The sequence below is a fragment of the Pseudomonas sp. Irchel s3h14 genome (genome assembly GCF_900187425.1).
Taxonomy (GTDB): domain Bacteria; phylum Pseudomonadota; class Gammaproteobacteria; order Pseudomonadales; family Pseudomonadaceae; genus Aquipseudomonas.
Map to the genome: position 1 here is coordinate 318,876 of NZ_FYDJ01000006.1, position 22,845 is coordinate 341,720.

A 22,845-nucleotide genomic window follows, 5' to 3' on the forward strand; every position below is an offset into this window, starting at 1 on the left:
CCGGTCGATGCAACAGATTGGCTAAATCGTTCAGCAGGTGTTTCGTAATTTAGTGTTTTTCGAGGGCATCTGCCGCCCGCGCGGTTGAGTTCACTGACAGCTAGCCACTTGGTAGCCGATCGACGAGGAAATCCACTAAAGTCTTCACCCTTCGGATCGGCGTGCCAATGGTAGTGACCTAAAGAAGCGACTAAATGTTGTGTTGGATCTCCAGCATCCTGAACGTCACTTTTCCGCCCTCGGTGGGATAGCCGGTGTTGTCCTGCACATACGCACCCGCTTTGAAATACAGTGGTTTGGTCTTCCAGCTCGGGTCGATGGTGGTTCTCCAGTTGTATCCTGCTGCGCTGATGCCCAGCGCGCCCTTCGGGCTGAGGTGGATCTGGTAGGAAAAGTTGCGGTCGAGCGGCACACCCGTCGCAATGGTAATGACCTGGCCCACTTCATCGTCGGGGCGCATGCGCACCTTGACGACAATGTTTCCCGTCGAAGCCGACGTTTTGTATTGGTATTCCAGCTTCACCATGGGGCTGTTGCTGTCCTTGTTGTGAATCTGACCAATCACGATCTTGCCGGTGCTGGGCACCTGATTGACGGTCAGACTCGCCCGCAGAATGTTATCCGCCGCTGAATACTGCCAGTTGCGCAGCGTTCCATCGCTATAGGTTTCCCGCAACTCGCTGCGCGGGTAAATAGCGTTGGCCGTCCTGGAACCGGTCACAGGTGCCCAGAAGGAAAGGGTATCGGCTTCAGAACTGAAATACTGGTCCTTGAAGCCTTGCGCCAGTCGAGGCGTTTCTATGGTAGCCGGTGGGCTGCCTTCAGGGATGCTTAAATTCCAGGTGGCGAGGTCGATCATGTCAATAATCCTGTATGCGGGGAATGTTGCGGCCACAGTTGCGCTCGAACCGACGCTATTGAGCTGTGTCAATTGGGTCTGCTGATTAGAAAACCCGTATGGCGATAGATTGACGTCAAATGTTCGTCGAGGTGGTTAGTGCAGGCTTTGTGCCTACGGGGGTCACCGTTAGTCGGCTATTTTGGGAGTTGATGGAACTAATCCGGATTGCTTAGCAGCAGCGAAGGGACCTAAGCCATCAGCGGTGGACGGGTCGGCTAGGATGAGTGCAGGCACTGGACGAAGAACACGCTCAGAAGCCGGTACTGAATAACCGGCGCGCCGCGCCATAAAGACAGGAGACCGCTCATGAGTCACCGAAGCAATTTTGCGCTGTTGAGCTTTGATCCGGCGTTTGCGTCGTTGCGCAATGGCCTTTCGGTCGCTCAGCAGATTGACGACACACTCTGGGTGGCGAACGACGAAACCACGAGCCTGGAACGCCTGCAAATCCAGGATGCTACGCCCGGCGACGTCGTAACGTGCGATGAGCACCAATCGTTTCAGCTCCTGGAGTATTTGGATCTGCCCCTACCGAAGCAAGACGCCGAGATCGATATCGAGGGGTTGGCCTATACCCATGACAGTGGTTACCTCTGGTTGGTGGGCTCCCATAGCCTGAAGCGAAAGAAGGCCGAGGCCGGCACTCCTGCACAGAAGAATATCAAGCGCCTATCGACGGTAGAGGCGCAGGGCAATCGCTTTCTGCTGGCCCGCATACCTGTGGTCCGGCAGAACGACGGCTATGCACTCGCCAGGAAGGTGGACGCCGATGGACGTACGGCGGCGCAGCTACATGGCAACGAGGTCAGTAACGACCTGACCACGGCCATTGCTGAAGATCCTCAACTACGCGACTTCCTGAGTATCCCGGGTAAAGACAACGGCTTCGATATCGAAGGGTTGGTGGTGATTGGCTCGCGTCTTCTGCTAGGGCTACGTGGACCGGTCCTTCGCGGCTGGGCGGTGTTGCTGGAGATAGAACCTGAGCTGAACGACGCCTCGACTGACACGCTGGTGCTTAAGAAGATCGGTCCGGATGGGCGCCGCTATCGCAAGCACTTCTTCGCGCTAAATGGTCTGGGCTTGCGTGACCTGTGCACTAGCGGTGACGATCTGCTGATCCTGGCGGGTCCCACCATGGACCAGGATGGTCCGGTAACGGTCTTCCGCTGGCGCGGCGGTTTCGCGTCCGACGAGGAAAGCGTGGTCTTTACGGATCAATTGGAGAAGGTGCTGGAGGTGCCTTTTGGGCAAGGCAATGATCACGCTGAGGGCATGTGTTTGTTCGAATCGGGCGAGCAGCTTGGGGAGGTCCTGCTGATCCTCTACGACTCTGCGGCGCAGAGTCGTAAACACGGCGATACGGATGTGGAAGGGGACCTGTTCATCCTGAATTAGCCACGCACCTCGACGTCAACGCGGTCTGTAGATCAGTTTGCCTGGGCTGCTGGTCGCCACCCTCGGACTTGCAGCACTGGCCCTGCAGTTTGAGTCGGTCTTCATCGCGGTGAAATGGCTTTCGGTGTAATAGATCCGAGGTCTCTGCTTCATCTGCAACACTCCTTCTGCTTACACAGAATTTAGTTGTGTTGCGTCGACCGGTTGAATCCACAGCCGATTTCTGCCTGTCGCCACAGTCAGCTTTGGGTCGTTCCAAGTCAAACAGCCGCCAATCATCACGCCCCGTGAAAGGCTTCGTTGAAACCCTTTTTTGATAGCGCTGAAGGGCGCACGTGTCAGTAAGACGCGTGCACGAGCTTTCCCTTGTGGTTCTAAAATGACGTCCCGACGACCAGCGTCATATTCGTCGAAGATCAGCGCCATGGGCCGGCAGTGCCCAAGGCAGGATGCCTTCCTGGAATTCACAAGTTCGGTATCTGCTGCGGGCACGATGAGGGCTTAGTTAACCATCACCTCGTCCAGTGCCTGCTCGAGGGTGCTGACCGTGCGCTCGATATTGTGCAGCTTTTCGAGTCCGAACAGACCGATGCGGAAGGTCTGGAAATCGGCCGGCTCGTCGCATTGCAACGGTACTCCGGCGGCGATCTGTAGGCCGTGGTCGGCAAATTTCTTGCCGCTCTTGATGTCGGCATCATCGGTGTAGCTCACCACTACGCCAGGGGCCTGAAAACCGGCTGCGGCCACGCTTTTGATGCCTTTGCCGGTCAACATTGCGCGCACCCGATCGCCCAGAGCCTGTTGTTCCCCGCGGACCTTGTCGAAACCGTAGGCTTGCGTCTCTTTCATCACTTCGTTAAACCGCGCGAGGGAATCGCTGGGCATGGTCGCATGGTAGGCATGTCCGCCCTGTTCGTAGGCCTGCATGATCTGAAGCCACTTTTTCAGGTCGCAGGCGAAGCTGCTGCTATGCGTCTGCTCGATGCGCTCGAGGGCCAAAGAACTGAGCATCACCAGGGCGCAGCAAGGGGAGGCGCTCCAGCCTTTCTGCGGTGCGCTGATCAGCAGGTCGACTGCGCATTTCTGCATATCAACCCAAAGCGTCCCTGAGGCGATGCAGTCCAGCACGAACAGGCCACCCACCGCATGCACGGCGTCGCCGACGGCCCGCAGGTAGTCGTTGGGCAGGATAATCCCTGATGAGGTTTCAACGTGGGGGGCGAAGACAATCTGCGGCTTCTGCGCCTGAATGGCTGCCAGCACTTCGTCCAGAGGGGGTGGGGCGTAGGCAGCCTGGCGACCAGTGTCGACCGGTCGGGCTTTCAGCACCGTGGTGGCCGCCGGGATGTTGCCCATCTCAAGGATCTGGCTCCAGCGATAACTGAACCAGCCGTTGCGTATCACCAGGCATTGCTGGTCGGTGGCAAACTGTCGCGCCACCGCTTCCATGCCGAATGTGCCGCTGCCCGGGACCACCGCAACAGCCTGGGCGTTGTAGACCTGTTTCAGGGTCCTGGAAATGTTCTTCATCACGGCTTGAAATGACTGCGACATGTGATTGAGCGAGCGGTCGGTGTAGACCACTGAGTACTCGACCAGCCCCTCAGGATCGATACTGGGATATAGCTTTGACATGGGGGTGACTCCTTTGGCAGAGATGTCAGTGGTATCGACCCTGCCCTAAGCCTTGGCAAATGACAAGATTGCTCGGGATTGAATTGCGACTTCTGTCGAGCGGCTGGCATCACCTGTGGGCGGCAACTGGCTCTAACTGCGCAGATTGCGCACAAGAAATGCAACGGTAAAAAGCAGGTAATTACCTATGCACGAGTAAAATGGTGCAACTGCCCCCAGTCCGGTTGGTCGACAACGATGGCGCAACGCGGCAATCCGGTTACACCTAGTCTGTCCACTGACTGCTTATGGCCGATAGTTGTAGGCCACGAAGGGCCGCTACTGACCAACGTGGTCGATGACCCTAAAGAAACGCCAGGCAACGCCAAACTCAAACGCCCCATCCCTCCCGCACAGCCCTCCGAATGCCTTCCAGCAACATTGCAAACGCCGGGTTGTCATTGTTCTCGCGCCAGATCAAATGCAGCTCGCTCTGCACACCTTCGCCCAGATCGATATCGCGAAACACCACGTTCTTGAACACCACGCTGGTGGCGCAGCGAGGCACCAGGGCCAGGCCCATGCCGGCGTTGACCAACGCAAGGATGGTCAACGATGAACCGAGCCATTGCACGTATTCCGGGGCGACGCGGGCAGAGCGGAGCATGCCGGTCAGCAGTTCGTTGAACGGCGGGTAAGCGGCGTGGGAGTACATCAGGAACGGTTGCGCATCGAGGTCTTTGACCGAGACGGTTTCTGCGCTCGCCAGCCGATGACGGCTCGGCACCGCCAATACAAACGGCTCGCGCACCAGGCATTCGGTGGCGTATCCCGGCTCCAGCAACGGCGCTCGAACGATGCCCAGATCGATACGACGGGCGCGCAGGGCTTCATGTTGCTGGTAGGTGTTCATCTCCGTCAGGTCGATTTTCACATGCGGCTGTTTGAGCCGTGCTTCAGCGATGACCTTGGGCAGGAATTCATACACCGCGCTGCCGACGAAACTGATGTTGACCGAGCCGATGTCGCCCTCGGCAAAACGGCGGGCGGTGACGGCGGCTTGTTGGGCGCGCTCCAGCAGGTTCTGCGCTTCGATGAAGAAGGCGCGGCCGGCGGCGGTCAGGGCGACGCTGCGGGTGGTGCGGGTGAACAGCTCGACGCCCAGGTGATGTTCCAGCAGTTGAATCTGTCGACTGAGGGGCGGTTGAGTCATGTTCAACCGTTCGGCGGCACGGCGGAAATTCAGTTCGGTCGCCACCGTGGTGAAACAGCGCAGTTGAGTCAGTTCGAACATTGATCTAATCCAGGTATCAATCGAATGCCAAGTTAGATTAGACGGGATCAATACCTGCGTCCATCATCGGCCTGTCCCTAAAAAAACAATGATCGGGAGTCGCCCCTTGAATACCCTCCAGAGTCCGCCGGACCCGAATGTGCTCGCCCGCGCAGCGGCCAAGGTGAAGCGCCATGTGCTGCCGCTGTTCGTGGTGATGTTCATCGTCAACTACATCGACCGGGTCAACATCGGCTTCGTGCGCAGCCACATGGAAACCGACCTTGGCATTGGCGCAGCAGCCTACGGCCTGGGCGCCGGGTTGTTCTTCATCGGTTACGCGATCTTCGAAGTCCCCTCCAACATGCTGCTGCAACGCTACGGTGCTCGCGCCTGGCTGACGCGCATCATGTTCACCTGGGGCGCGGCGGCGATGGCCATGGCGTTTGTACGCGGCGAAACCAGCTTCTATGTGCTGCGTTTTGTCCTCGGTGCAGCCGAAGCAGGCTTCTTTCCCGGCATCATTTATTACTTCACCCAATGGCTGCCGTCGACTGAACGCGGCAAAGCCATGGCGATTTTCCTCAGCGGTTCGGCCATTGCCTCGGTGATCTCCGGTCCTGTCTCTGGCGCACTGCTGAATGTCAGCGGTTTCAGCCTGCATGGCTGGCAGTGGATGTTCTTGATCGAAGGCTTTGCCTCGATCGTGCTCTGTGGGTTCGTGTGGTTCTGGCTGCAATCCCATCCGCGCGAGGCGAAATGGCTGAGCGCCGAAGAAAAGGACGCACTGGTTGACGCCATCGCGCTGGAACAACAGGCCCGCGAAGCCACACAGACAGTCAAGCCGTCGATGTTCAAGCTACTGGCCGACAAGCAGATCGCACTGTTCTGCTTCATCTACTTTTCCATCGCCCTGACCATCTACGGCGCCACGTTCTGGCTGCCAAGCATGATCAAGAAAATGGGCAACCTCGGCGACTTCCAGGTGGGCCTGTTCAACTCGATTCCGTGGATCATTTCGATCATCGCGATGTATGGCTTCGCCGCCATGGCGAGCAAATGGAAACACCAGCAAGCCTGGGTGGCCTTGACCCTGGTAATCGCCGCGTTCGGCATGTTCATGTCCACCACCGGCGGGCCGATCTTTGCCTTCGTCGCCATCTGTTTTGCCGCCATTGGTTTCAAGGCCGCCTCGGCATTGTTCTGGCCGATTCCGCAAGGCTATCTGGACGCTCGCATCGCCGCCGCGGTGATTGCCTTGATCAACTCCATCGGCAACCTCGGCGGTTTCGTCGCCCCGACGGCGTTCGGTTTCCTGGAGCAAAAAACCGGCTCCATCGAAGGCGGCCTCTACGGTTTGGCGGCCACGTCACTGGTCGCGGCCGTGGTGATCTTTTTCGCCCGCACGGCACCGCGTTGCGACGTCACAACTCCTGAAAAATCCATCAGTCATCAAGCCTTGAGTTCAGGTTCAAAGGGAGCAGCCTCTTGAAAATCAAACGAGTCACCGTCACCCCAATCGCCTTCCGTGATCCGCCGCTGCTCAACGCCAGTGGTATCCACGAACCCTTTGCGCTGCGCTCGATCATCGAGATTGAAAGCGACAACGGCTACATTGGCCTGGGTGAAAGCTACGGCGATGCCCCGGCGCTGCTGATCCAGCAGCAACTGCAAGACCAGTTGATCGGCCTCGACCCGTTCAACCTCAATCAACTGCGCCGCATCGTGCAGGCCACGGTGGCGGCGAACAAACCCGCGAGCATTGCCGGTGCGGAACTGGCGCCGGGCTCCCATGCCAGCAAAGCGGTGAGCAATGCGTATTCGGCGTTCGAAGTGGCATTCCTGGATTTGCAGGCACACTCGTTGAACGTGCCATTGGTGGACTTGCTGGGCGGGGCGATTCGCGACGAGATTCCGTTCAGTGCCTACCTGTTCTTCAAGTACGCCCAGCATGTCGACTCACCCTACAAACCCGACAGTTGGGGCGAAGCCCTGAGCGAAGAACAGATCGTCGCCCAGGCGCGACGCATGATCGAGGCCAACGGTTTCAAGAGCATCAAGCTCAAGGCCGGCACGCTGCCGCCAGAGCACGAAGTGTCGTGCATCAAGGCGCTGAAAAAGGCTTTCCCCGGTTACCCGTTGCGCATCGACCCGAACGGCAACTGGTCGCTGGAAACTTCGATTCGCATGGCCGAACTGCTGGGCGATGACCTGCAATATTACGAAGACCCGACACCGGGCCTCGACGGCATGTCCGAACTGCACAAGCGCACCGGCCTGCCGCTGGCGACCAATATGGTGGTTACCGACTTCGATGAGTTTCGCCGCAGCGTCGCGTTGAACAGCGTGCAGATCGTCCTCGCCGACCACCATTACTGGGGCGGCCTGCGCGACACCCAGGCGCTGGCGAAAATGTGTGACACCTTTGGCCTTGGCGTGTCGATGCATTCCAATTCGCACTTGGGCATCAGCCTGATGGCGATGGCCCATGTCGCCGCCGCGGTGCCCAATCTGGATTACGCCTGCGACACGCATTACCCGTGGCAGGAACCGGATGAAGAAGTGATCAAGGGCGGCAAAATACCCATCGTCGATGGCTGCGTGAAAATCACCCGTGCGCCCGGGTTGGGCCTGGAGCTGGATCACGATCAACTGGGCAAGCTGCACGACCAGTACCTGACTTGCGGCATTCGTCAGCGCGATGACGTGAAACAGATGCAGCGTTACAAGCCGGAGTGGAAGGCGGTCAAACCGCGTTTTTGATCACGTGAGCTGTGCTCAGGCGCTCGATCTGCGCTAGCTCCCAGGCGCTGAGCAAACTGACCGGATCGGTGCCGTAACGTTGCCAACTGTCGAGCACGCCCTCGCGACCGTCCGGGCTTTGGCAACGTTGGCAGTGGCGCAGGTGATTGCCGTCGAAGGCGAGGGTCAGGCGCCAGCCCTCGATATCGACTTGTACCTGGCCCGGCTCGGGTTGTTCGTCGAGGCGCTTTAAAAGCCGAACTTCCAGCGCGGCGTCGCGCAATTGCTGGTAAACCTCGCGGGCGGTCAGGGGCGGCACTGATGTCTCCGGTGAAATCGTGGCAGGCGTAGATTCGGGGGGCACAGGATAGCGGGCACGTCGAATTTATTCGACGGTCTGCGGGCGCCGTGCAGGCTGACCTTCTTCCTCTCGAAGCTCACGGCTCATGTCATTGCAGCTTTGCGACCAGTCTGTCAGCCACTCCGGCATCGGCGGCGAGTGTTCAGCCAAGCCCAGCTCCCGGGCGTACTCGCCAGGTGGAACCGTGCCTTTGGCAGAGCGGAACAGACCCCGCATCACCACGACACCGACCACGCGTCCCTTGCTCACGAAGCGGTGCTCCATAAAGCTCCACTTGTTGTCCCAGCCGAGCATCCTAGTGTGAATCTCGAACGCTTCGAACAGTTTCAGCTCACGACGAAACTTGCCCCAGGTGTCCCCGACGATAGGCACGGCCTTATTACGCAGCGCCACCCGGAATGCGCCGCTGCGCAGCACATAGTCCATGCGTCCGATATCGGCCAGGGTGAAATACCGGCCATTGGTAACGTGCCGGTTGAGGTCGAGATCAAGCGGCCAAACGCGCATGTGGACGATGGTGGTGGCCAAGGCGTCAACGGGCTTGCGCCATGGACGACGAAACAGCATGAGGAAAAGTCGGAACCAGAGATTCATAAGTACGCCGATGATTGAATGACGCGTGCACTTTAGGGAGGAAGGATCGGATAAGGTAGGTGCGCAAATGACTTTTTTCATGCGAAAAGCGCAATAGGATCATTTATGCACGTCACGCTTTTACTGGCGGATCAATGTTCCGCCGCCAGCGCCACGATGGCCGTGGAAGTGCTCAGCGCCGCCAACCTGTTCGCCGACACGGCCGGTGCGCCTTTTGACGTGGTCATCGCCTTGCTTGAGGGTTTGCTGCCAGCGGCGTACAGGAAGAAGTTTCATCCGGGTGCGAGTTGATTCACTTGCGCCAAGCCACAAATGATTGGGAGCAGAACATGCAGAAAACCGCCGTACTCACCTTGGCCTTGGTGCTCAATGCCGGATTACTCGGCGCGCAAGCACACGCGGCCGGCGATGCTGAAGCGGGTGCGACACTGTTCAAGCGGATATGCGGCGGCTGCCATCAGGTCGGGGAGTCGGCGCGCGGTTCATTCGGGCCGCAGCTCAATGGCATTTTTGGACGCCCTTCGGGCAGCACCACGGATTACCAGTATTCCGATGCGATGAAATCCGCCGGCATTGTCTGGACCCGCGAAACGCTGACCGCGTACCTCGAAGATCCAAAAGAAGTGGTGCCCGGCACCCGCATGATTTTCTGGGGGCTCAGCGACCCGGAAAAGATCGACAACCTGTTGGCGTACCTTCAGACGTTTCAGCCGCAGTAGGACTTTGCGACTTTCGAGGGCATTCGCTAGTGCGGAACACCCGGTGGTTCTGATCTGATTTACAATTCCCCCTTTTTGACGGAGGGGCAGCCGTTCATGGATGTACTCGCGTTTCTGTATGACTACCTGATCAAGTGGGTGATCGAGCCTGTCACGGATCAGTTTCTTGGCATTTTCGATCTGAACGGCCGCTTCAGCATCGTGTTTCTCTGCGTGTCCTACAGCATCGCCTACAGCCTGTACCGCTTCAGAAAATATCGCGGGCTGACCGACGCACGTTCTTTCTGGCAGTTCATCGGCGGACACCGGGTTCATTTTCATCCCTCGGCGTTGCTGGATTACCGGTACTACTTCGTGCGGGCCATCCTGAAGGTCGCGCTGGTGCTGCCCATTGTTGGCCTGGTCGACCCGTACGTCCTGCGCTCCGGCGACTACATCTCGTTTTTCAACAATCTTTGGGGCGCACGCGTGCAGGTGGGGGAGAACCTCTTACTATCCTTGCTCTACGGGCTGGGCGTGTTTCTGGTGCAAGACTTCATCCATTACTGGGGCCATCGCGCCTTTCATTCCCGGTATCTGTGGGCGTTCCACAAAGTCCATCATTCCGCGCCCGTCCTAGTGCCGGCGACGGCAAGCCGGATTCACTTTGTGGAAAAAATGGTCGAAAAACTGACTGACACCGTCTTCCTCGGCGCTTTTGCCGGTGTCTTCTGGTACGCCTGTGGCGGGGAGATCAGCCGGTACAGCTTGTTCGGCGTGACCTACATGGTCCTGATCCTCAATGCCTTGGCGGCCAACCTGCGTCACAGCCATGTCTGGCTGTCTTTCGGGCCCGTGGTCGAGCATGTGCTGAACAGCCCGGCGCAGCACCAGATTCACCACAGTGACGCGCCCCGACACTTCAACAAGAATTTCGGTACCAACCTGTCACTCTGGGACTGGATGTTCGGTACGCTCTACGTCACACACTCGACGCCCGAGCCCATTCAGTTCGGCACCGGCAAACAGGATCACGACCGTTACCTGACGCTCTATAGCCTGATCGTCACGCCCTTTGTGGACATCGCCCGCAAGTTCCCCGCCAGGCGTGCCATGGAATGGCCGTCGCGTTTCGCCGAAAAACGCTCGTCGACACTCTTGCGCCGACGTTGGCGCTGAATACCGGGTTGACGTTCAACCAGTGGACGGGATTGGAGCGTATAACGCCCCAATCCCGCCCTTTCTATTGTTGGCCAACCGGCAAGGGTGGGGTGCGAGGCGGGATCAATCGTTTTGTTCCGATCGACTCGAACGCCGAAGCCAGGCGCAGCAGCGTCGAATCGTCATAGGCACGACCAGCGAATGTCAGCCCGACGGGCATGCCGATGTCCGGCATGACGCCCATCGGTACCGTGACCGTGGGGACGCCCAGGTGCCGGATGGCGAGGTTGCCGTTGGCGACCCAGACGCCGTTGCTCCACGCGATATCCGCAGACTTCGGATCGACATCGGCATTCGCCGGACCCACGTCGGCCACCGTCGGGAACAGCACCGCATCGAGCCCCAGCCGATCCATCCAGTCCTCAAGATCGATTCGACGCGTCTGTTCAAGTCCGCGCAGTCCGTCAGGAACGGTGGTGATCTGGTCCCACGGTGTGATGCCGCGCTCGGCCATCTTCACGTACTCGTCCATGCCTGCGGCCAGGTCGTCCTCCCGGTTGGGGAGCGTGCCCGGGTCGTGCGGGAAAATCAGCGGTCCGTCGACATCGGCCAGGCGGTTCAACTTGGGGTCGCCATTGGCCCGCAGAAAATCATCGAACGCCCAGGCCGACAGGTCCCACAACTCATGATGCAGGAACTCTTTGGACACCAGGCCTCGCGTAAACACCGTCGGTGCACCCGGGCGATCACCCTCGCAATTGGAGACCAGCGGGAAATCGACTTCGATCACTTCCGCACCGGCAGCTTCTAGTGCCTTGCGAGCCTCTTCCCAGAGCCCGATCACAGAAGGACGGGTGATGATTCGCTGCCCCGTCGGACCACCGATGCCAGGCGCATCGCTCGTGCCCGCTTCGGGATCCGCGTTGATGTACATGCGCGGCACGCCGAAGCGCTTTCCTGCCAGTGCATCGGACTTCACGGCCAACTCGGCATAGGAAGCGGGACGCACCGAAGCGACACTCGGAATCGGCACCCAGGGTTGCATCCGCCACAGATCGCCACGGGTGTCGGGATCTTCCGCCACCACCACGTCAAGGACCTCAAGGAGGTCGGCCATGGTTCTGGCAAACGGCACGACAACGTCCATCGTCGGCGTCAACGGCCAGTTGCCGCGCACCGAAATCACCCCGCGCGAAGGCGTATAGGCGCACAGACCATTGTTCGATGCAGGGCCGCGTCCGCTCGACCAGGTTTCTTCCGCGAGGCCGAATGCCGCGAAACTGGCGGCAGTTGCGGTACCGGCGCCGTTCGATGAGCCCGAGGCGAAGGGAGCGGTGAGATAGTCAGCGTTGTACGGGCTCTCCGCGCGGCCGTAGACCCCGCGCTGCATGCCGCCGTTTGCCATCGGCGGCATATTGGTTTTGCCCAGGCAAATCGCACCAGCAGCGCGAAGCCGTTCGATCGTGAACGCATCGCGATAAGCAATCAGGTTCGCGAAGGCGGGACTGCCGGAGGCGGCAGTGAGCCCTTTCACCAGATAACTGTCCTTGGCCGTATAGGGAATGCCATCGAGCAGACCCAGCGTCTCGCCCTTGGCCCGACGAGCATCGGACGCCTGCGCCTCGTTCAGCGCCTCGGGGTTTCGAACCACCACCGCGTTGAGGGCGGTGGGCGTGTCGGGACCGTCGTAGGCATCAATCCTGGCGAGATAGGCCTGAACCAGCTCAACCGCAGTGGTTCGACCTGACTCGAGCGCAGCACGCAGTTCGGCAATGGAAACCTCGGTGACCTCGATCATGCTGTTACCACCGTCTGCTGATGGGCGACGCAATGAATGTTGCCATCGCGCTGAATGTTGGGCTCAGGGACATCACTAATCTCAAAATGGGTATTCATCGGTGTTCTCGTTGCGCTGCTTTACGCGCTCTATTTAACACCAAGCCGGGAGCAGAGGCATCGCCCAAGGCGATGCAACGTCTTCAGGCTTTGCTGGCCGCCAGGTAAGCGCCAAGGCGTTGTCCCATTTGCTCGCCCAAGGCTTGCAGGCCACTCAAGGGACGGACCATCACCTCAAACTCGACGATTTTTCCTTGTTCATTGAACCGGATCATGTCGATGCCCTTTAACGCTTTCCCGCCGACGTTGGCGCTGAACTCCAGGACGACGCTCAACCCGTCTGCGGTCGACAGTTCCCGGTGGTAGACAAAGTCCTCAAATACCTCGATGACCGTGTTGAGAATCATCGATACCACGGCTGCACCCGGGTAAGGCGTGTGAGCCATCGGGGAGCGGAATATCGCCTGTGGGTCCAACAAACCGGGCAAGGCGCTCAAGTCTCTCTTGCTGATCATGTCGTGCCAGTGGTTCAGGGATTCTGCGGCTTTGGGATGCAGTTTCAGTTCAGACATTTTCAACTCCTGTATTTTTGTTGTTTGGTTACCCTGTCATCGATCAGCGACGCACAGTTCCCCGGTGGCGCGTATCAGTGCCTGACCATGCAGACCGTCCTTGATCAGGCTGGATCGTTCTTTGGCTAGCCAGTCCGCGCATTGCGGGTCTTTGCGGTAGGGCGCGAAGGCGGCGTATTGCTGCAACAGGCGGTTTTGCAGCTCATCGAGCTGTGGCCGGATTTGATTGGCGAGGTCTGGCCGCGGCGTGTCAGGCGCCTTGCCTGCCGCTCGCCACTGGGCCACCAGCCCGTACTGCACCAGCTTGTTGGCTTCAATCTGTGCGGCGATCAAATCGGCTATTTCGTCCGGGTCCAGTTTGCGCTCAACGGCCAGTTTCCTGGCGTTGGCGATGACTTGTGCTTCCCGGGCACTGTCCTGGATCGGTTTGCCACTGTCCCACTTGGTCAGCGCCACAAGATCAGCAATGCTCAGGCGCTCGTTCAACGTTACCAGCAGCGGTTGCAAGCTATCGGGTGCCGGGGAGGGCGCACCGGCCTGCGCGCTGCAGGCGAGTAAACCGAGGACGGCGCAGGTCAGCAGTTGCGGTAAGCGTGGGGAGTGGAGCATGGGCAAACCTCATTGGGTACGGGACTCACAATCAGGTGTTATGTATCACAGGTGCGGCGGAGGCATTAAGCAGGGATCGATTTATTTTGTGCACGAAAAAGCCCGGCTTGTCAGGCCGGGCTTTTCGTTGAGTGCTTCGGTAAAGCCATTCATTTATGCAGCGCGGTTTTCGATCAGACGGTCGGAACCACCTTCAGCAACGCGGTTTTCGATCAGACGGTCGGAACCACCTTCAGCAACGCGGTTTTCGATCAGACGATCCGAACCACCTTCAGCGACGCGGTTTTCGATCAGACGGTCGGAACCACCTTCGGCAACGCGGTTTTCGATCAGACGGTCCGAACCACCTTCAGCGACGCGGTTTTCGATCAGGCGATCCGAACCACCTTCAGCCACACGACTTTCAATCAGACGATCCGAGCCGCCTTCAGCGACAGCCGGGTGAGCAGAGGTAGCGGCGAAAGCGTTAACTGCAAAAACCGAGAAAGCGATGCTGAGAAGGATTTGGCGTTTCATGATGGTGTGCTCCGGGGTGTAGTTGTTGGGTATGGCGCTGATGTTACGCCGCGGATTTTTTATGAGAACTTCATTGAGTTGATGGTGACTATCGACGCCGGCAATGATCCTCCTGTCGTCGGCTCTGCCGCTCAGCCAGAACCGCAGGGGTATGCTGGACCTCTTGAACTGTCGAGGCCTTGCAGGTCCGCAAGGACTTCCTGCGAGGTTCCCTGCTCTGGTCGAGAGGATAAATCGATGCACGACTATTACGATTTGGGCACCTACAGCCGCCCGGTGACGACCCACTCGTCCCAGGCCCAGCGTTGGTTCGATCGTGGCTTGTTATGGTGCTACGGCTACAACCACGACGAATCCATACGCTGTTTCCACAAGGCGATCGAACATGATCGTGATTGCGCGATGGCCTACTGGGGCATCGCTTACGCTTCGGGCCCCAACTACAACAAGCGTTGGGATGCCTTCATCGAACAGGAGTTGAAAGAGGCCGTGGCCCAGGCCCGGCGGGCGACGCAAACCGCGCTGGCGCATATCGATGGCGCAACATCGGTGGAGCAGGCGCTGATCCGCACGCTGGAGCAACGCTACCAGGCCGATCAGGCCACCAGCCTCGACCAACTCTTCGCCTGGAACGATGCCTATGCGGCGTCCATGCGCGATGTCTACAAAGCCTTTCCCGAAGATCCCGACGTCGTTGCGCTGTTTGCCGAAGCGCTGATCGACCGCACACCCTGGCAATTGTGGGACCTGAAAACCGGTAAACCGGCACCGTGTGCCGACACGCTTGAAACGGTAGACGTACTGGAACGGGCGCTACGGCGGATGGAGCAGCACGGCGATGCGCCGCACCCCGGCGTACTGCACATGTACGTCCACACCCTGGAAATGTCGCCCTACCCGGAGCGGGCATTGCGCGCCGGCGATGTCCTGCGTGACCTGGTGCCGGATGCGGGACATTTGCGCCATATGCCGTCGCACATCGACGTGCTCTGCGGTGATTACCGTGGGGCCATGGTCACCAATAGCCGGGCAATCCTGGCTGACGGCAAATACCTGGAACAGGAAGGGCCGCTCAACTTTTACACTTTGTATCGATGCCACAACTACCACTTCAAACTCTATTCAGCGATGTTCCTCGGGCAGTACCAGCCGGCCCTGGAAGCCGCCGATCAGCTGATGTCGACCATCAGGGAAGAACTGTTGCGCGTGGAGCAGCCGCCCATGGCCGACTGGCTGGAAGGCTTCGTGTCGATGAAGGTCCACGTGCAGATTCGCTTCGGCAAATGGCAGGACATCCTCGCCACGCCGCTGCCAAACGACCAGGCGCTGTACTGCGTGACCACGGCGATGCTGCATTACGCCAGAGGCGTGGCGCACGCGGCCACCGGGTATATCGCTGCCGCAGAAGCCGAGCAGCGTCTATTCCTCGAAGCCTGGACCCGAGTGCCGGACACCCGCTATCTCTTCAACAATAAATGCACCGACATTCTGGCGGTTGCCGCAGGCATGCTGCGCGGGGAAATCGAGTACCGTAAGGGCAATTACGACGAAGCCTTCGCCCACTTGCGCCAGGCACTGTCTCTGGACGACAACCTGCCTTACGACGAACCATGGGGCTGGATGCAACCGGTCAGGCATGCGTTGGGCGCGTTGCTTTTGGAGCAGGGTAGGGTAGAAGAAGCGTTGCAGGCCTATCGTGCTGATCTGGGACTGGACAACACCCTCAGCCGTGCGTCCTGGCATCTGGACAATGTGTGGAGCCTGCACGGCTATGTTGAATGCCTGCGACGACTGGGTCTGGATGCCGAAGCTGCTGCTGCGCAGACGCGCCTTGATCTGGCCATGGCCCGGGCGGATGTGGAGATTAAGGCCTCGTGTTTTTGCCGTGTTGGGGCAGGGTGTTGTCAGTGATGCTCGAAAGCGCCGGAGATTGCCTATGGATCGCTTGTCTACGTTGTTGTCGCAGTTCGGCGTGCGCGCAAGCCTGTTTTACAACGGCAATCTTTGCGGCATGGCGTCATACGATGGCGCTGACCAGCGCGGTCATATTCACCTGCTGCAGGCAGGTAGCGTCACTTTGCAGGGGGCTGGTCGCAAGGACTTGCTGCTCACCCGGCCCAGTCTGATTTTTCTGCCACGCCCTAGCCGGCATCAACTGTTCGCCGGTGAGCCCGAGGGGGCTCAACTCTTGTGTGCGTCGATGAAGTTTGAGGGCGGAGTCGATAACCCGTTGTCCTCTTCGTTACCCGATTGTCTGGTGCTGTCCCTGGATGAGCTACCGCTGCTGGCCGATACACTGAAATGGATGTTCAGTGAGGCGGCAGGCGGACATTGTGGCCGGGAGGCAGCGCTGGATCGCTTGTTCGAACTACTGATCATCTTGTTGTTTCGGCATCTGCTCGACCGCCACCAGTTGCGGACCGGAATGATGGCTGGACTGGCCGATATGCGGCTGGCGCGCTCGCTGGTACAGATGCACAACGCACCGGATCGTGCCTGGTCGGTTGCAGAGCTTGCGAGCGAATCGAACATGTCGCGTGCTGCCTACGCCGTGCATTTTCGGGCCGTGATAGGGCAGACACCCGCAGATTATCTGTTGAGTTGGCGTATCAGCCTGGCGCAGAAGCGCCTGCGTGAAGGGCGCCCGATTACGCTCATCGCGGCCGAGGTCGGTTATGAAAGCCCTTCGGCACTGGCCCGCGCGTTTCGTCGCAAAACGGGCTACAGCCCTCGGGACTGGATGAAGGATTTGGCAGGAGAGGATGATGGGGCAATGGCCTGAAAGCATCGAACTGCTTCAGGCCATTCCGGGAGGAGAGTCATCGGTTTAACGGTTTTCCAACTCAGTCAGAGAGTGGCCAGCCACAAATATAGAAGCGGCAAGCAACCCGATGTCTTTAAGGAGAAACTGGCCCGGCGCAACCGTAATGGCTGGAAAACCGAGGCCGGGTTCAATCACGCCGGGCGTCGAAAACATAAAGCTCAAGGTGGTGAAAAACAATCCGGCAGACAACGCGCCACCGATCAATGAAAGCTTGGGTGAGAGCAGGCGACCTGCAATCAGAACACCGATCGAGACCTCCAGAACGCCGAGCAAACTGGAGAAGGTATCGACGCTGAAAATGTCATAAACCCACCCCAGGAAAGGGCTGTTGCTCACCAGCGGAACCAGTCCCTGTGCCTCGTAGTGCGTGAACTTCATGCCGCCGAACCAGAAGTAAATGACGGCGAGCGCAAAGTAAGCACCGTAGGTTCCGAACGCCATGGTTTTAATCCCGAGCGTTGAATTGTTATGTGCGTTGTTGGTTCTGTGGTTCTCAATGCTTAAGGTTTTCATGATCAAGGCTTCCAAGAGTGTGGTGACGAACGCTGTTCAGGAGCCCAACGCGGTTTACGTTGGGAGTGAAGACAGTGTTGCCTTTGATTCCACGCTCGTGGCTTCTGAACGTATTGCGTTCAGTGCAGATCGTCTTGACTCACTGCAGGGTCTTTTATGAGAAACGGTGTTCATTCAGGCAGGCTGCCGTGAGGCGCTCTGCGAGAAAGGCGATGAACACGCGAGTTCTGGCCGGAACATAATCGTCAGCCGCCCTGAGCGCATAAATGGCGGAGGTGGTTGGACTTGAAAACGCCTGCAGCAGCGGTATCAGGCGCCCGGCTTGCACATCCTCGTTCACCATGTATTTGGGCAGGCGAGCGATTCCCGTGCCCGCCAGGCACAGCGTGCGAATAGCGTCCAGGCTGTTGCAGGTAAAACCTCCTTCGATCGGAATCGCCCTGCTGGTGGACGTCCGAAACTCCCAGTCGTTGAACCGGCTTTCAAAATTGAGTTTCAAGCAGGGATGGTCAGCGAGTTCACAAGGTTCCGCAGGCACCCCATGGGCTTCGAGATAAGCCGGAGAAGCGCAAACAAGGCGCTCGTTGGCACTCAGTTTATGAGCGACAAGGCTTGGGTCGGACAGCACACCGCTTCGTATCGCGACGTCAATGCGCTCATGTCTGATATCGATAAGGGCGTCGGTCAGGGTCAAATCGATCTTTATGGCGGGATAGAGCCGCATAAAGTCGATCAGGGCAGGCACCACATGGTACTGGCCGAGCGCATTGGGCGCAGACACCTTCAACGTCCCCCTCGGCGCATCGGAATCATGCACGACGGCGGCCTCCAGCGCCTGTATGTCCTCCAGGATTGGCCGAGCCAGTTGCACATACCTTTCGCCTGCTTGCGTCAGTGTCATTGTCCGCGTCGTGCGCGACAGTAACTGCGTGCCGAGCCGATCCTCCAGACGCTGAACTCTTTTGCTGATCGCCGAGTGAGTCATCTTGAGCTTGCGGGCGGCGGGCGAAAAACCACGCGCATCAACGACGGCGATCAAGATCGCCATATCGCTATACCTGTCCATATGCACCCCTTCTTTTGTTCCGTTATGGAACAGGTGCTGGTCAAAAGCAATGAATTCCCTTTTGTTTTGTCACCGTCGAGAATTCGATCCCAAGAACCCACCCCTAATCGAATTCCTCTACAGAGGTCGGTGATGAAAGACTCACACAGCAATCGTTTATCCATCACAGGTATCAGCGCCGCGGTATTGGCCTCCCTGACATGGTCGATGAACTTTGTCGCCCCTCTGGTCATTGGCGAGTATTCGATATTTGACCTTGCCGCCTGCCGGTTCATCATTTCCGGGCTGATCGGCGCCCTGATCCTGATGGCCAATTTCAAAGCCTGGCGTCATCTGACCCTTAACGATTGGCTCGTTACTGCCGGACTGGGATTCATCGGCTACGTGGGCTATTTCATCGCCGTCATCATCGCTGCGACGTACGCTGGCCCCGTCGTCGCGCCGGCCTTTTTAGGGCTCGTGCCCGTCGTGCTGGCCATCAGCGGAAATGTTCAGGGCACGATTTCATGGCGCTCCCTTCAAGTGCCTTTTGCACTGGCCGTGCTCGGCTTGCTCCTGGTCAACGGCCAGAGCATCGCCCAGTTCGAGGGGCAATCAACCACCACCCTGGCGCTCGGGATCGGCGCGTCACTCTCGGCGGTCGCACTGTGGGTCTGGTTTGGGCTGGCCAATCAAAAAGCACTGATAAAAAGGCCCGGGATGAATGCCTGGGTCTGGACCGCCATGATGATGATTGGAGGCAGCGTGCAAACGCTCCTGTTCATCCCGGTAGGTACGGCCATGGATGTGTTCAACGCTCCCATGCTCGGTTTCGGGCAAAGCGCTATCAGCCACCTTTACCTTCCCGCTTTTGTACTGGCAGCCGTTGCGTCGATTGGCGGCGCATGGGCCTGGACCATCGCGTCCCAGCGCCTTCCCATGACACTGGCCAGCCAGTTGCTGTCACTTGAAATGGTCTTCGCTACCTGCATGGGGCTGCTGTTCTACTACCGGTGGCCCACAGCGCCTGAAGCGTTGGGCATCACACTGATTGTCGTGGGGGTCGTTAAAGCTATTGGTGCGTTTCGTGGCAATACCGGTAAGGCTGTTGTGGCTCTTTGAGGATGCTGGGTGGTGAGAACGAATGCAGTTGGATATCTGGACGCGCAAGGCTGGCATCGGTTTTCAGAAAGCCGCCGCCTTCGGCGAAGTTGCTGACGAAAGAACCGCGTCGATGCCGGACATCGTCAATCAATGCCTTGCCCATCTTCGCGCTGCCGCGCAGGGAGACGCCTATCACTGGTTTTTCATGTCCCCGGGCGCCAGGCGTCGTCAGTTGCTCGAATGAAATCGGTTCATCTTTTAACTGCCTTGCGGTACCACCCGAGCATCATTACCTGAGCCCTCGATATAAACGTTCATGCCTTTACCCAGAGACGGATTGATAGGCTGGGTCACCGATACGAGTACGCCACTTTTGACCCGCACGATGATCTGCTGTGCCTGGACAGGTTGGTCGTACTTTTTCTTCTCTGCATAATTGCCGCCAACGGCACCGGCCAGTGCGCCAGCTACCATGGCGACATCGCGCCCGGTGCCGCTGCCGATCAGGCTGCCGATTCCGAGCCCGCCAAGGCCACCGAGTACGGCGCCTACGCCACTGTCGTGATTGGTCTGCATCTGTGTCAGTGATATCTGCTCGATCTTGCCGGAGCGAATTTCGGTTTCACCGGCACCGCCATCGGTTGATCCCACGGCGGAGCAGGCACTGATCAGTACAGTTGCCAACGTAAGCGTCAGCCAGGACAAAATAGCTTTCATTGTTGTGCACCTCATTATTGGTATTTGATGGCAATGCATTTGAGTTTGCGTCCCTGGATCGTATTTATGTCTCGGCTCCACAGTGGTCCGGACACATACGCGACCACGGGCTGGATCTGGTCGTAACCCACGACTACCGCGTCTGCGCATCGACCGTCGCGCAGGCACCCAGCGCGAGGGTGCAACAGCACTCAACTGCGGATAAACGCCCAGAGATCAGCATTCAATTTGTCGATTGCGGCCTTGAAGTCTTGCGTGGTGATCTTCTGGCTCTCGTTCGACAGTTGGCTGCCAAATACCTTGCGCACCACTTTGGCCACGGTCTGATTGGTTCTTGCGTCGATGAACTCGGCCTCGATGAACAGGTTGGTGTCCTGGTCCCGGTGACCGGTGGCGGCCTGCGTCGCCCCGACCACGGCCGCGATCGGCACCACTTCGTACCACTTCATGCCTTCATTGGAGGCACTCACTCCGGTGATTGCTGCACGCAGGATCAGGGGTTTTGACCCGGCCGGCGCTGCGCTCGCATTCGATACCACCCGGTATTTCTGGCCCAGTACACCTTTGGCCTTGCTGGTCATGTAGCCCTGCAATTCGTCCAGCGTCTGCTGGTTGACCCGCTCGTCGGGCTTGGGCGCCGGATACAGCTCCAGCTTGTTGAAGGCTACCGTGTCATACGCATTCGGGTTCCATGACGGGCTGATCCAGCGCATGGCTTTCTCGCCACTGGTGGTCGTCACTTCTTCCAGGTTGTTGTAGTTGGACAGGAAGCCTGAGTACTGGTCTTTCTCGGTGACTTTCGAGGTACAACCGCTGAGCATCAAACCGGCCAGTGCGGCGCCGACGAGCAGGTTTCGGGACAGGTTCATAGTGGTGAGTGCTCCATGGACAAAGTCGTATGTTTCGGTGGTAACGCTTCAGAATCGCCAGGTCATGTTGCCGGTCAGGGCTTGAATCCAGGCATCGTCGAACTGACCGGAGACTCGGTTGCCCGAGATCGACTTGGTCTGGTCCACCGGCATGTCGCCGAGCCAGACCATGGCCCAACTGACGTTGATGTCGGTGTCTTTGTTCAGAGCATAGGTGGCGCCTGTGGCGATGCGCCAGGACTCGCCCATGGGTACGATCACGCTGCGTTTGCTATCGGAGACAGCGCTGCTGTCGTAGGCCACGCCGACATTCCACAGCCATTGCTCGGTGGCCTGGTATTGCGCGCCAAGGGACAGGTGCCAGGTGTCCTTGAACCCGGCATCGACCGATTTCGACTGCGCGCCAAACGTTGTGGTGTCGACCTGTACGCCGATCTCGCCGAATTCCGACCAGTCCTGCCAGTTGGCCGAGGCCAGCAAGGCCCATTGCCGGTCCAGTTGCTGGAACAGGCTGAGGGTCACGGTCTGCGGCACGGTGGTGTCGAGTTTGGTGTTGGTGTCGTTGATGCGTTCCAGCAAACGGCCGTCGCCTTTCACATCCAGCCGGTCTTCGAAGTCCAGGTCGACTTTGCTGGTGTAGGCCAGGCCGATGCGGGTGCCGGATTGCGGGGCATAGATCACCCCCACATTCGCGCCGAAACCCCAATCGTTGTCCTTGTATTTGAATTGGCCGTCGCTGCGGTCGGTGAAACCGAAGGGAGAGCGGTCGATCGCGGTTTGCGCCTGCAACATGCCATACATGGCTTTCACGCCGACGCCCACCGACCATTGCTCGTTGAAGCGATACGCCACGCTGGGCACCAGGGACAGACCCAGCAGGCTGGCGTTCTGCGCGAAGTAGCGGCCGGACCAATCGTTGTCGTAGTTGACCGCCAAGCCGAAGTCGCCGTACTGGCCGAAGCCGACGCTCCAATGTTCATCCAGTTCATGGCTGATGAAGAAACTGCCACCGGGAATCGGGTCGAGGGCATTGCCACTGCCGCTGCCGGCCACGTTGCTGCCGGCGTCGCGATCGAAGCTCAGGTCGCCATACAGCACTTGCAAGCCGCCGGTGATCTGCGTGCCCGGCAGGTAACTCATACCCGCCGGGTTACTGGCGATGGTCGATGGGCCTTGGGCCCGGGCGGCGGCACCGGCGTTGGCCAGGCCAGCGTTATCGGTGCCGATTTCGTAGAGCATGATGCCGCCGGCCCAGGCTTGCTGGCAGCACAGCGCGAGGAGCGTACAAGCGGGCAGGGCAGTGGTTTTGGTTGGCATGGTTAACCTCTATCCATTTTCGAATTAACGTAGCGCACGCACACATGTCCATGGAGCAGCAGGCGCCTCACGCGCCTTCTCAAGTCGAATTGATACTAGTCGAGAAAACCTGAACTAAGCTCTCCGGGGGCGCTTCGCATCGAGGCGGTACAACCGCAGTGGTACTGCACATTCTCGATAT

Annotated in this window: 23 protein-coding genes and 1 pseudogene; 10 read left to right on the forward strand and 14 right to left on the reverse strand. The window is 58.7% G+C overall.

Annotated features, from left to right (window positions below; all coding sequences use genetic code 11):
• Positions 1-190: 190 nt before the first annotated feature.
• Entirely contained in the window at positions 191-859 is a 669-nt protein-coding gene (locus CKW16_RS15045; protein WP_095129056.1) for a polysaccharide lyase family 7 protein, read from the reverse strand.
• A 348-nt stretch (positions 860-1,207) separates the two neighbouring features.
• Here CKW16_RS15045 and CKW16_RS15050 point away from each other — a divergent pair, with 348 nt between their 5' ends.
• Positions 1,208-2,299 (forward strand): DUF3616 domain-containing protein, encoded by a 1,092-nt coding sequence (locus tag CKW16_RS15050; protein WP_095129057.1) that lies wholly within the window; start codon positions 1,208-1,210, stop codon positions 2,297-2,299.
• Positions 2,300-2,800: 501 nt separating this feature from the next.
• On the opposite strand, the gene CKW16_RS15055 is transcribed toward CKW16_RS15050, so the two are convergent.
• A complete protein-coding gene (locus CKW16_RS15055) occupies positions 2,801-3,934 on the reverse strand; it encodes an aminotransferase class V-fold PLP-dependent enzyme (RefSeq protein WP_095129058.1) in 1,134 nt (377 codons plus the stop codon).
• A gap of 370 nt (positions 3,935-4,304) precedes the next feature.
• Positions 4,305-5,207 carry a LysR substrate-binding domain-containing protein gene (locus tag CKW16_RS15060; protein WP_033060009.1) on the reverse strand — a complete coding sequence of 301 codons (903 nt, stop codon included), beginning with the start codon at positions 5,205-5,207 and terminating at the stop codon, positions 4,305-4,307.
• A gap of 106 nt (positions 5,208-5,313) precedes the next feature.
• Between CKW16_RS15060 and CKW16_RS15065 the strand changes: the two genes are divergently transcribed.
• Both CKW16_RS15065 and CKW16_RS15070 read left to right on the forward strand, forming a co-directional pair.
• Entirely contained in the window at positions 5,314-6,678 is a 1,365-nt protein-coding gene (locus tag CKW16_RS15065; protein ID WP_095129059.1) for an MFS transporter, read from the forward strand.
• Positions 6,675-7,949: a glucarate dehydratase family protein gene (locus tag CKW16_RS15070; RefSeq protein WP_095129060.1), complete on the forward strand. Its 1,275-nt coding sequence runs from the start codon at positions 6,675-6,677 to the stop codon at positions 7,947-7,949. Before CKW16_RS15065 ends, CKW16_RS15070 begins: the two co-directional genes overlap by 4 nt.
• Here the strand turns inward: CKW16_RS15070 and CKW16_RS15075 are convergent.
• Both CKW16_RS15075 and CKW16_RS15080 read right to left on the reverse strand, forming a co-directional pair.
• The gene (locus CKW16_RS15075) at positions 7,933-8,247 is read right to left on the reverse strand and encodes a hypothetical protein (RefSeq protein WP_095129061.1); all 315 of its coding nucleotides are present in this window, start codon (positions 8,245-8,247) and stop codon (positions 7,933-7,935) included. The two genes, CKW16_RS15070 and CKW16_RS15075, sit on opposite strands and share 17 nt — an antisense overlap.
• Before the next feature lie 66 nt (positions 8,248-8,313).
• Positions 8,314-8,883, reverse strand: a complete 570-nt coding sequence (locus CKW16_RS15080; protein WP_095129062.1) for an acyl-CoA thioesterase — start codon at positions 8,881-8,883, stop codon at positions 8,314-8,316.
• 105 nt (positions 8,884-8,988) lie between these two features.
• Between CKW16_RS15080 and CKW16_RS15085 the strand changes: the two are divergent.
• The 3 genes and pseudogenes from CKW16_RS15085 to CKW16_RS15095 all read left to right on the forward strand — a co-directional run.
• Positions 8,989-9,126, forward strand: a pseudogene (locus CKW16_RS15085) (GlxA family transcriptional regulator); the annotation flags it as partial.
• 86 nt (positions 9,127-9,212) lie between these two features.
• Complete coding sequence (locus CKW16_RS15090) at positions 9,213-9,602, forward strand: cytochrome c family protein (protein ID WP_095129063.1); 390 nt, start codon at positions 9,213-9,215, stop codon at positions 9,600-9,602.
• Positions 9,603-9,698: 96 nt separating this feature from the next.
• Positions 9,699-10,760: a sterol desaturase family protein gene (locus CKW16_RS15095; protein WP_256580485.1), complete on the forward strand. Its 1,062-nt coding sequence runs from the start codon at positions 9,699-9,701 to the stop codon at positions 10,758-10,760.
• A 64-nt stretch (positions 10,761-10,824) separates the two neighbouring features.
• Here the strand turns inward: CKW16_RS15095 and CKW16_RS15100 are convergent, their stop codons facing one another.
• From CKW16_RS15100 to CKW16_RS15115, 4 genes are all read right to left on the reverse strand, one after another.
• On the reverse strand, positions 10,825-12,540 hold the full coding sequence (locus CKW16_RS15100) for an amidase (protein ID WP_095129064.1): 1,716 nt from the start codon (positions 12,538-12,540) through the stop codon (positions 10,825-10,827).
• Positions 12,541-12,721: 181 nt separating this feature from the next.
• Positions 12,722-13,150 carry a nuclear transport factor 2 family protein gene (locus CKW16_RS15105; protein WP_095129065.1) on the reverse strand — a complete coding sequence of 143 codons (429 nt, stop codon included), beginning with the start codon at positions 13,148-13,150 and terminating at the stop codon, positions 12,722-12,724.
• Between the two features lie 36 nt (positions 13,151-13,186).
• Entirely contained in the window at positions 13,187-13,759 is a 573-nt protein-coding gene (locus CKW16_RS15110) for a chorismate mutase (protein WP_095129066.1), read from the reverse strand.
• Between the two features lie 153 nt (positions 13,760-13,912).
• Complete coding sequence (locus tag CKW16_RS15115) at positions 13,913-14,275, reverse strand: hypothetical protein (RefSeq protein WP_095129067.1); 363 nt, start codon at positions 14,273-14,275, stop codon at positions 13,913-13,915.
• A gap of 237 nt (positions 14,276-14,512) precedes the next feature.
• Here CKW16_RS15115 and CKW16_RS15120 point away from each other — a divergent pair, with 237 nt between their 5' ends.
• Both CKW16_RS15120 and CKW16_RS15125 read left to right on the forward strand, forming a co-directional pair.
• Positions 14,513-16,186, forward strand: coding sequence for a tetratricopeptide repeat protein (locus CKW16_RS15120; RefSeq protein ID WP_095129068.1), 1,674 nt, complete (start codon positions 14,513-14,515; stop codon positions 16,184-16,186).
• A 25-nt stretch (positions 16,187-16,211) separates the two neighbouring features.
• On the forward strand, positions 16,212-17,057 hold the full coding sequence (locus CKW16_RS15125) for an AraC family transcriptional regulator (protein ID WP_095129069.1): 846 nt from the start codon (positions 16,212-16,214) through the stop codon (positions 17,055-17,057).
• A gap of 45 nt (positions 17,058-17,102) precedes the next feature.
• Here CKW16_RS15125 and CKW16_RS15130 read toward each other — a convergent pair whose 3' ends face one another.
• Together CKW16_RS15130 and CKW16_RS15135 are read right to left on the reverse strand one after the other, a co-directional pair.
• Entirely contained in the window at positions 17,103-17,612 is a 510-nt protein-coding gene (locus CKW16_RS15130) for a YkgB family protein (protein ID WP_095129070.1), read from the reverse strand.
• Positions 17,613-17,766: 154 nt separating this feature from the next.
• On the reverse strand, positions 17,767-18,660 hold the full coding sequence (locus CKW16_RS15135; protein WP_176471557.1) for a LysR family transcriptional regulator: 894 nt from the start codon (positions 18,658-18,660) through the stop codon (positions 17,767-17,769).
• A 150-nt stretch (positions 18,661-18,810) separates the two neighbouring features.
• Here CKW16_RS15135 and CKW16_RS15140 point away from each other — a divergent pair, with 150 nt between their 5' ends.
• Both CKW16_RS15140 and CKW16_RS32310 read left to right on the forward strand, forming a co-directional pair.
• Positions 18,811-19,779 (forward strand): DMT family transporter, encoded by a 969-nt coding sequence (locus CKW16_RS15140; protein ID WP_095129072.1) that lies wholly within the window; start codon positions 18,811-18,813, stop codon positions 19,777-19,779.
• Positions 19,780-19,801: 22 nt separating this feature from the next.
• Positions 19,802-20,005: a hypothetical protein gene (locus tag CKW16_RS32310; RefSeq protein ID WP_176471558.1), complete on the forward strand. Its 204-nt coding sequence runs from the start codon at positions 19,802-19,804 to the stop codon at positions 20,003-20,005.
• Positions 20,006-20,019: 14 nt separating this feature from the next.
• On the opposite strand, the gene CKW16_RS15150 is transcribed toward CKW16_RS32310, so the two are convergent.
• The 3 genes from CKW16_RS15150 to CKW16_RS15160 form a co-directional block, all read right to left on the reverse strand.
• Positions 20,020-20,478 (reverse strand): glycine zipper 2TM domain-containing protein, encoded by a 459-nt coding sequence (locus CKW16_RS15150; RefSeq protein ID WP_095129073.1) that lies wholly within the window; start codon positions 20,476-20,478, stop codon positions 20,020-20,022.
• Positions 20,479-20,669: 191 nt separating this feature from the next.
• Positions 20,670-21,347 (reverse strand): DUF3313 domain-containing protein, encoded by a 678-nt coding sequence (locus tag CKW16_RS15155; protein WP_095129074.1) that lies wholly within the window; start codon positions 21,345-21,347, stop codon positions 20,670-20,672.
• Between the two features lie 48 nt (positions 21,348-21,395).
• Positions 21,396-22,664, reverse strand: a complete 1,269-nt coding sequence (locus CKW16_RS15160; RefSeq protein WP_095129075.1) for an OmpP1/FadL family transporter — start codon at positions 22,662-22,664, stop codon at positions 21,396-21,398.
• Between the last annotated feature and the right edge of the window lie 181 nt (positions 22,665-22,845).

Bases quoted from the DNA above. Each gene is read 5' to 3' on its own strand.
- CKW16_RS15125 (WP_095129069.1), top strand. From the start codon at position 16,212: ATGGATCGCTTGTCTACGTTGTTGTCGCAGTTCGGCGTGCGCGCAAGC.
- CKW16_RS15135 (WP_176471557.1), bottom strand. From the start codon at position 18,660: ATGGCGATCTTGATCGCCGTCGTTGATGCGCGTGGTTTTTCGCCCGCC.
- CKW16_RS15100 (WP_095129064.1), bottom strand. From the start codon at position 12,540: ATGATCGAGGTCACCGAGGTTTCCATTGCCGAACTGCGTGCTGCGCTC.
- CKW16_RS15140 (WP_095129072.1), top strand. From the start codon at position 18,811: ATGAAAGACTCACACAGCAATCGTTTATCCATCACAGGTATCAGCGCC.
- CKW16_RS15090 (WP_095129063.1), top strand. From the start codon at position 9,213: ATGCAGAAAACCGCCGTACTCACCTTGGCCTTGGTGCTCAATGCCGGA.
- CKW16_RS15130 (WP_095129070.1), bottom strand. From the start codon at position 17,612: ATGAAAACCTTAAGCATTGAGAACCACAGAACCAACAACGCACATAAC.
- CKW16_RS15080 (WP_095129062.1), bottom strand. From the start codon at position 8,883: ATGAATCTCTGGTTCCGACTTTTCCTCATGCTGTTTCGTCGTCCATGG.
- CKW16_RS15150 (WP_095129073.1), bottom strand. From the start codon at position 20,478: ATGAAAGCTATTTTGTCCTGGCTGACGCTTACGTTGGCAACTGTACTG.
- CKW16_RS15095 (WP_256580485.1), top strand. From the start codon at position 9,699: ATGGATGTACTCGCGTTTCTGTATGACTACCTGATCAAGTGGGTGATC.
- CKW16_RS15160 (WP_095129075.1), bottom strand. From the start codon at position 22,664: ATGCCAACCAAAACCACTGCCCTGCCCGCTTGTACGCTCCTCGCGCTG.
- CKW16_RS15045 (WP_095129056.1), bottom strand. From the start codon at position 859: ATGATCGACCTCGCCACCTGGAATTTAAGCATCCCTGAAGGCAGCCCA.
- CKW16_RS15115 (WP_095129067.1), bottom strand. From the start codon at position 14,275: ATGAAACGCCAAATCCTTCTCAGCATCGCTTTCTCGGTTTTTGCAGTT.
- CKW16_RS15050 (WP_095129057.1), top strand. From the start codon at position 1,208: ATGAGTCACCGAAGCAATTTTGCGCTGTTGAGCTTTGATCCGGCGTTT.
- CKW16_RS15120 (WP_095129068.1), top strand. From the start codon at position 14,513: ATGCACGACTATTACGATTTGGGCACCTACAGCCGCCCGGTGACGACC.
- CKW16_RS15105 (WP_095129065.1), bottom strand. From the start codon at position 13,150: ATGTCTGAACTGAAACTGCATCCCAAAGCCGCAGAATCCCTGAACCAC.
- CKW16_RS32310 (WP_176471558.1), top strand. From the start codon at position 19,802: ATGCAGTTGGATATCTGGACGCGCAAGGCTGGCATCGGTTTTCAGAAA.
- CKW16_RS15055 (WP_095129058.1), bottom strand. From the start codon at position 3,934: ATGTCAAAGCTATATCCCAGTATCGATCCTGAGGGGCTGGTCGAGTAC.
- CKW16_RS15060 (WP_033060009.1), bottom strand. From the start codon at position 5,207: ATGTTCGAACTGACTCAACTGCGCTGTTTCACCACGGTGGCGACCGAA.
- CKW16_RS15155 (WP_095129074.1), bottom strand. From the start codon at position 21,347: ATGAACCTGTCCCGAAACCTGCTCGTCGGCGCCGCACTGGCCGGTTTG.
- CKW16_RS15110 (WP_095129066.1), bottom strand. From the start codon at position 13,759: ATGCTCCACTCCCCACGCTTACCGCAACTGCTGACCTGCGCCGTCCTC.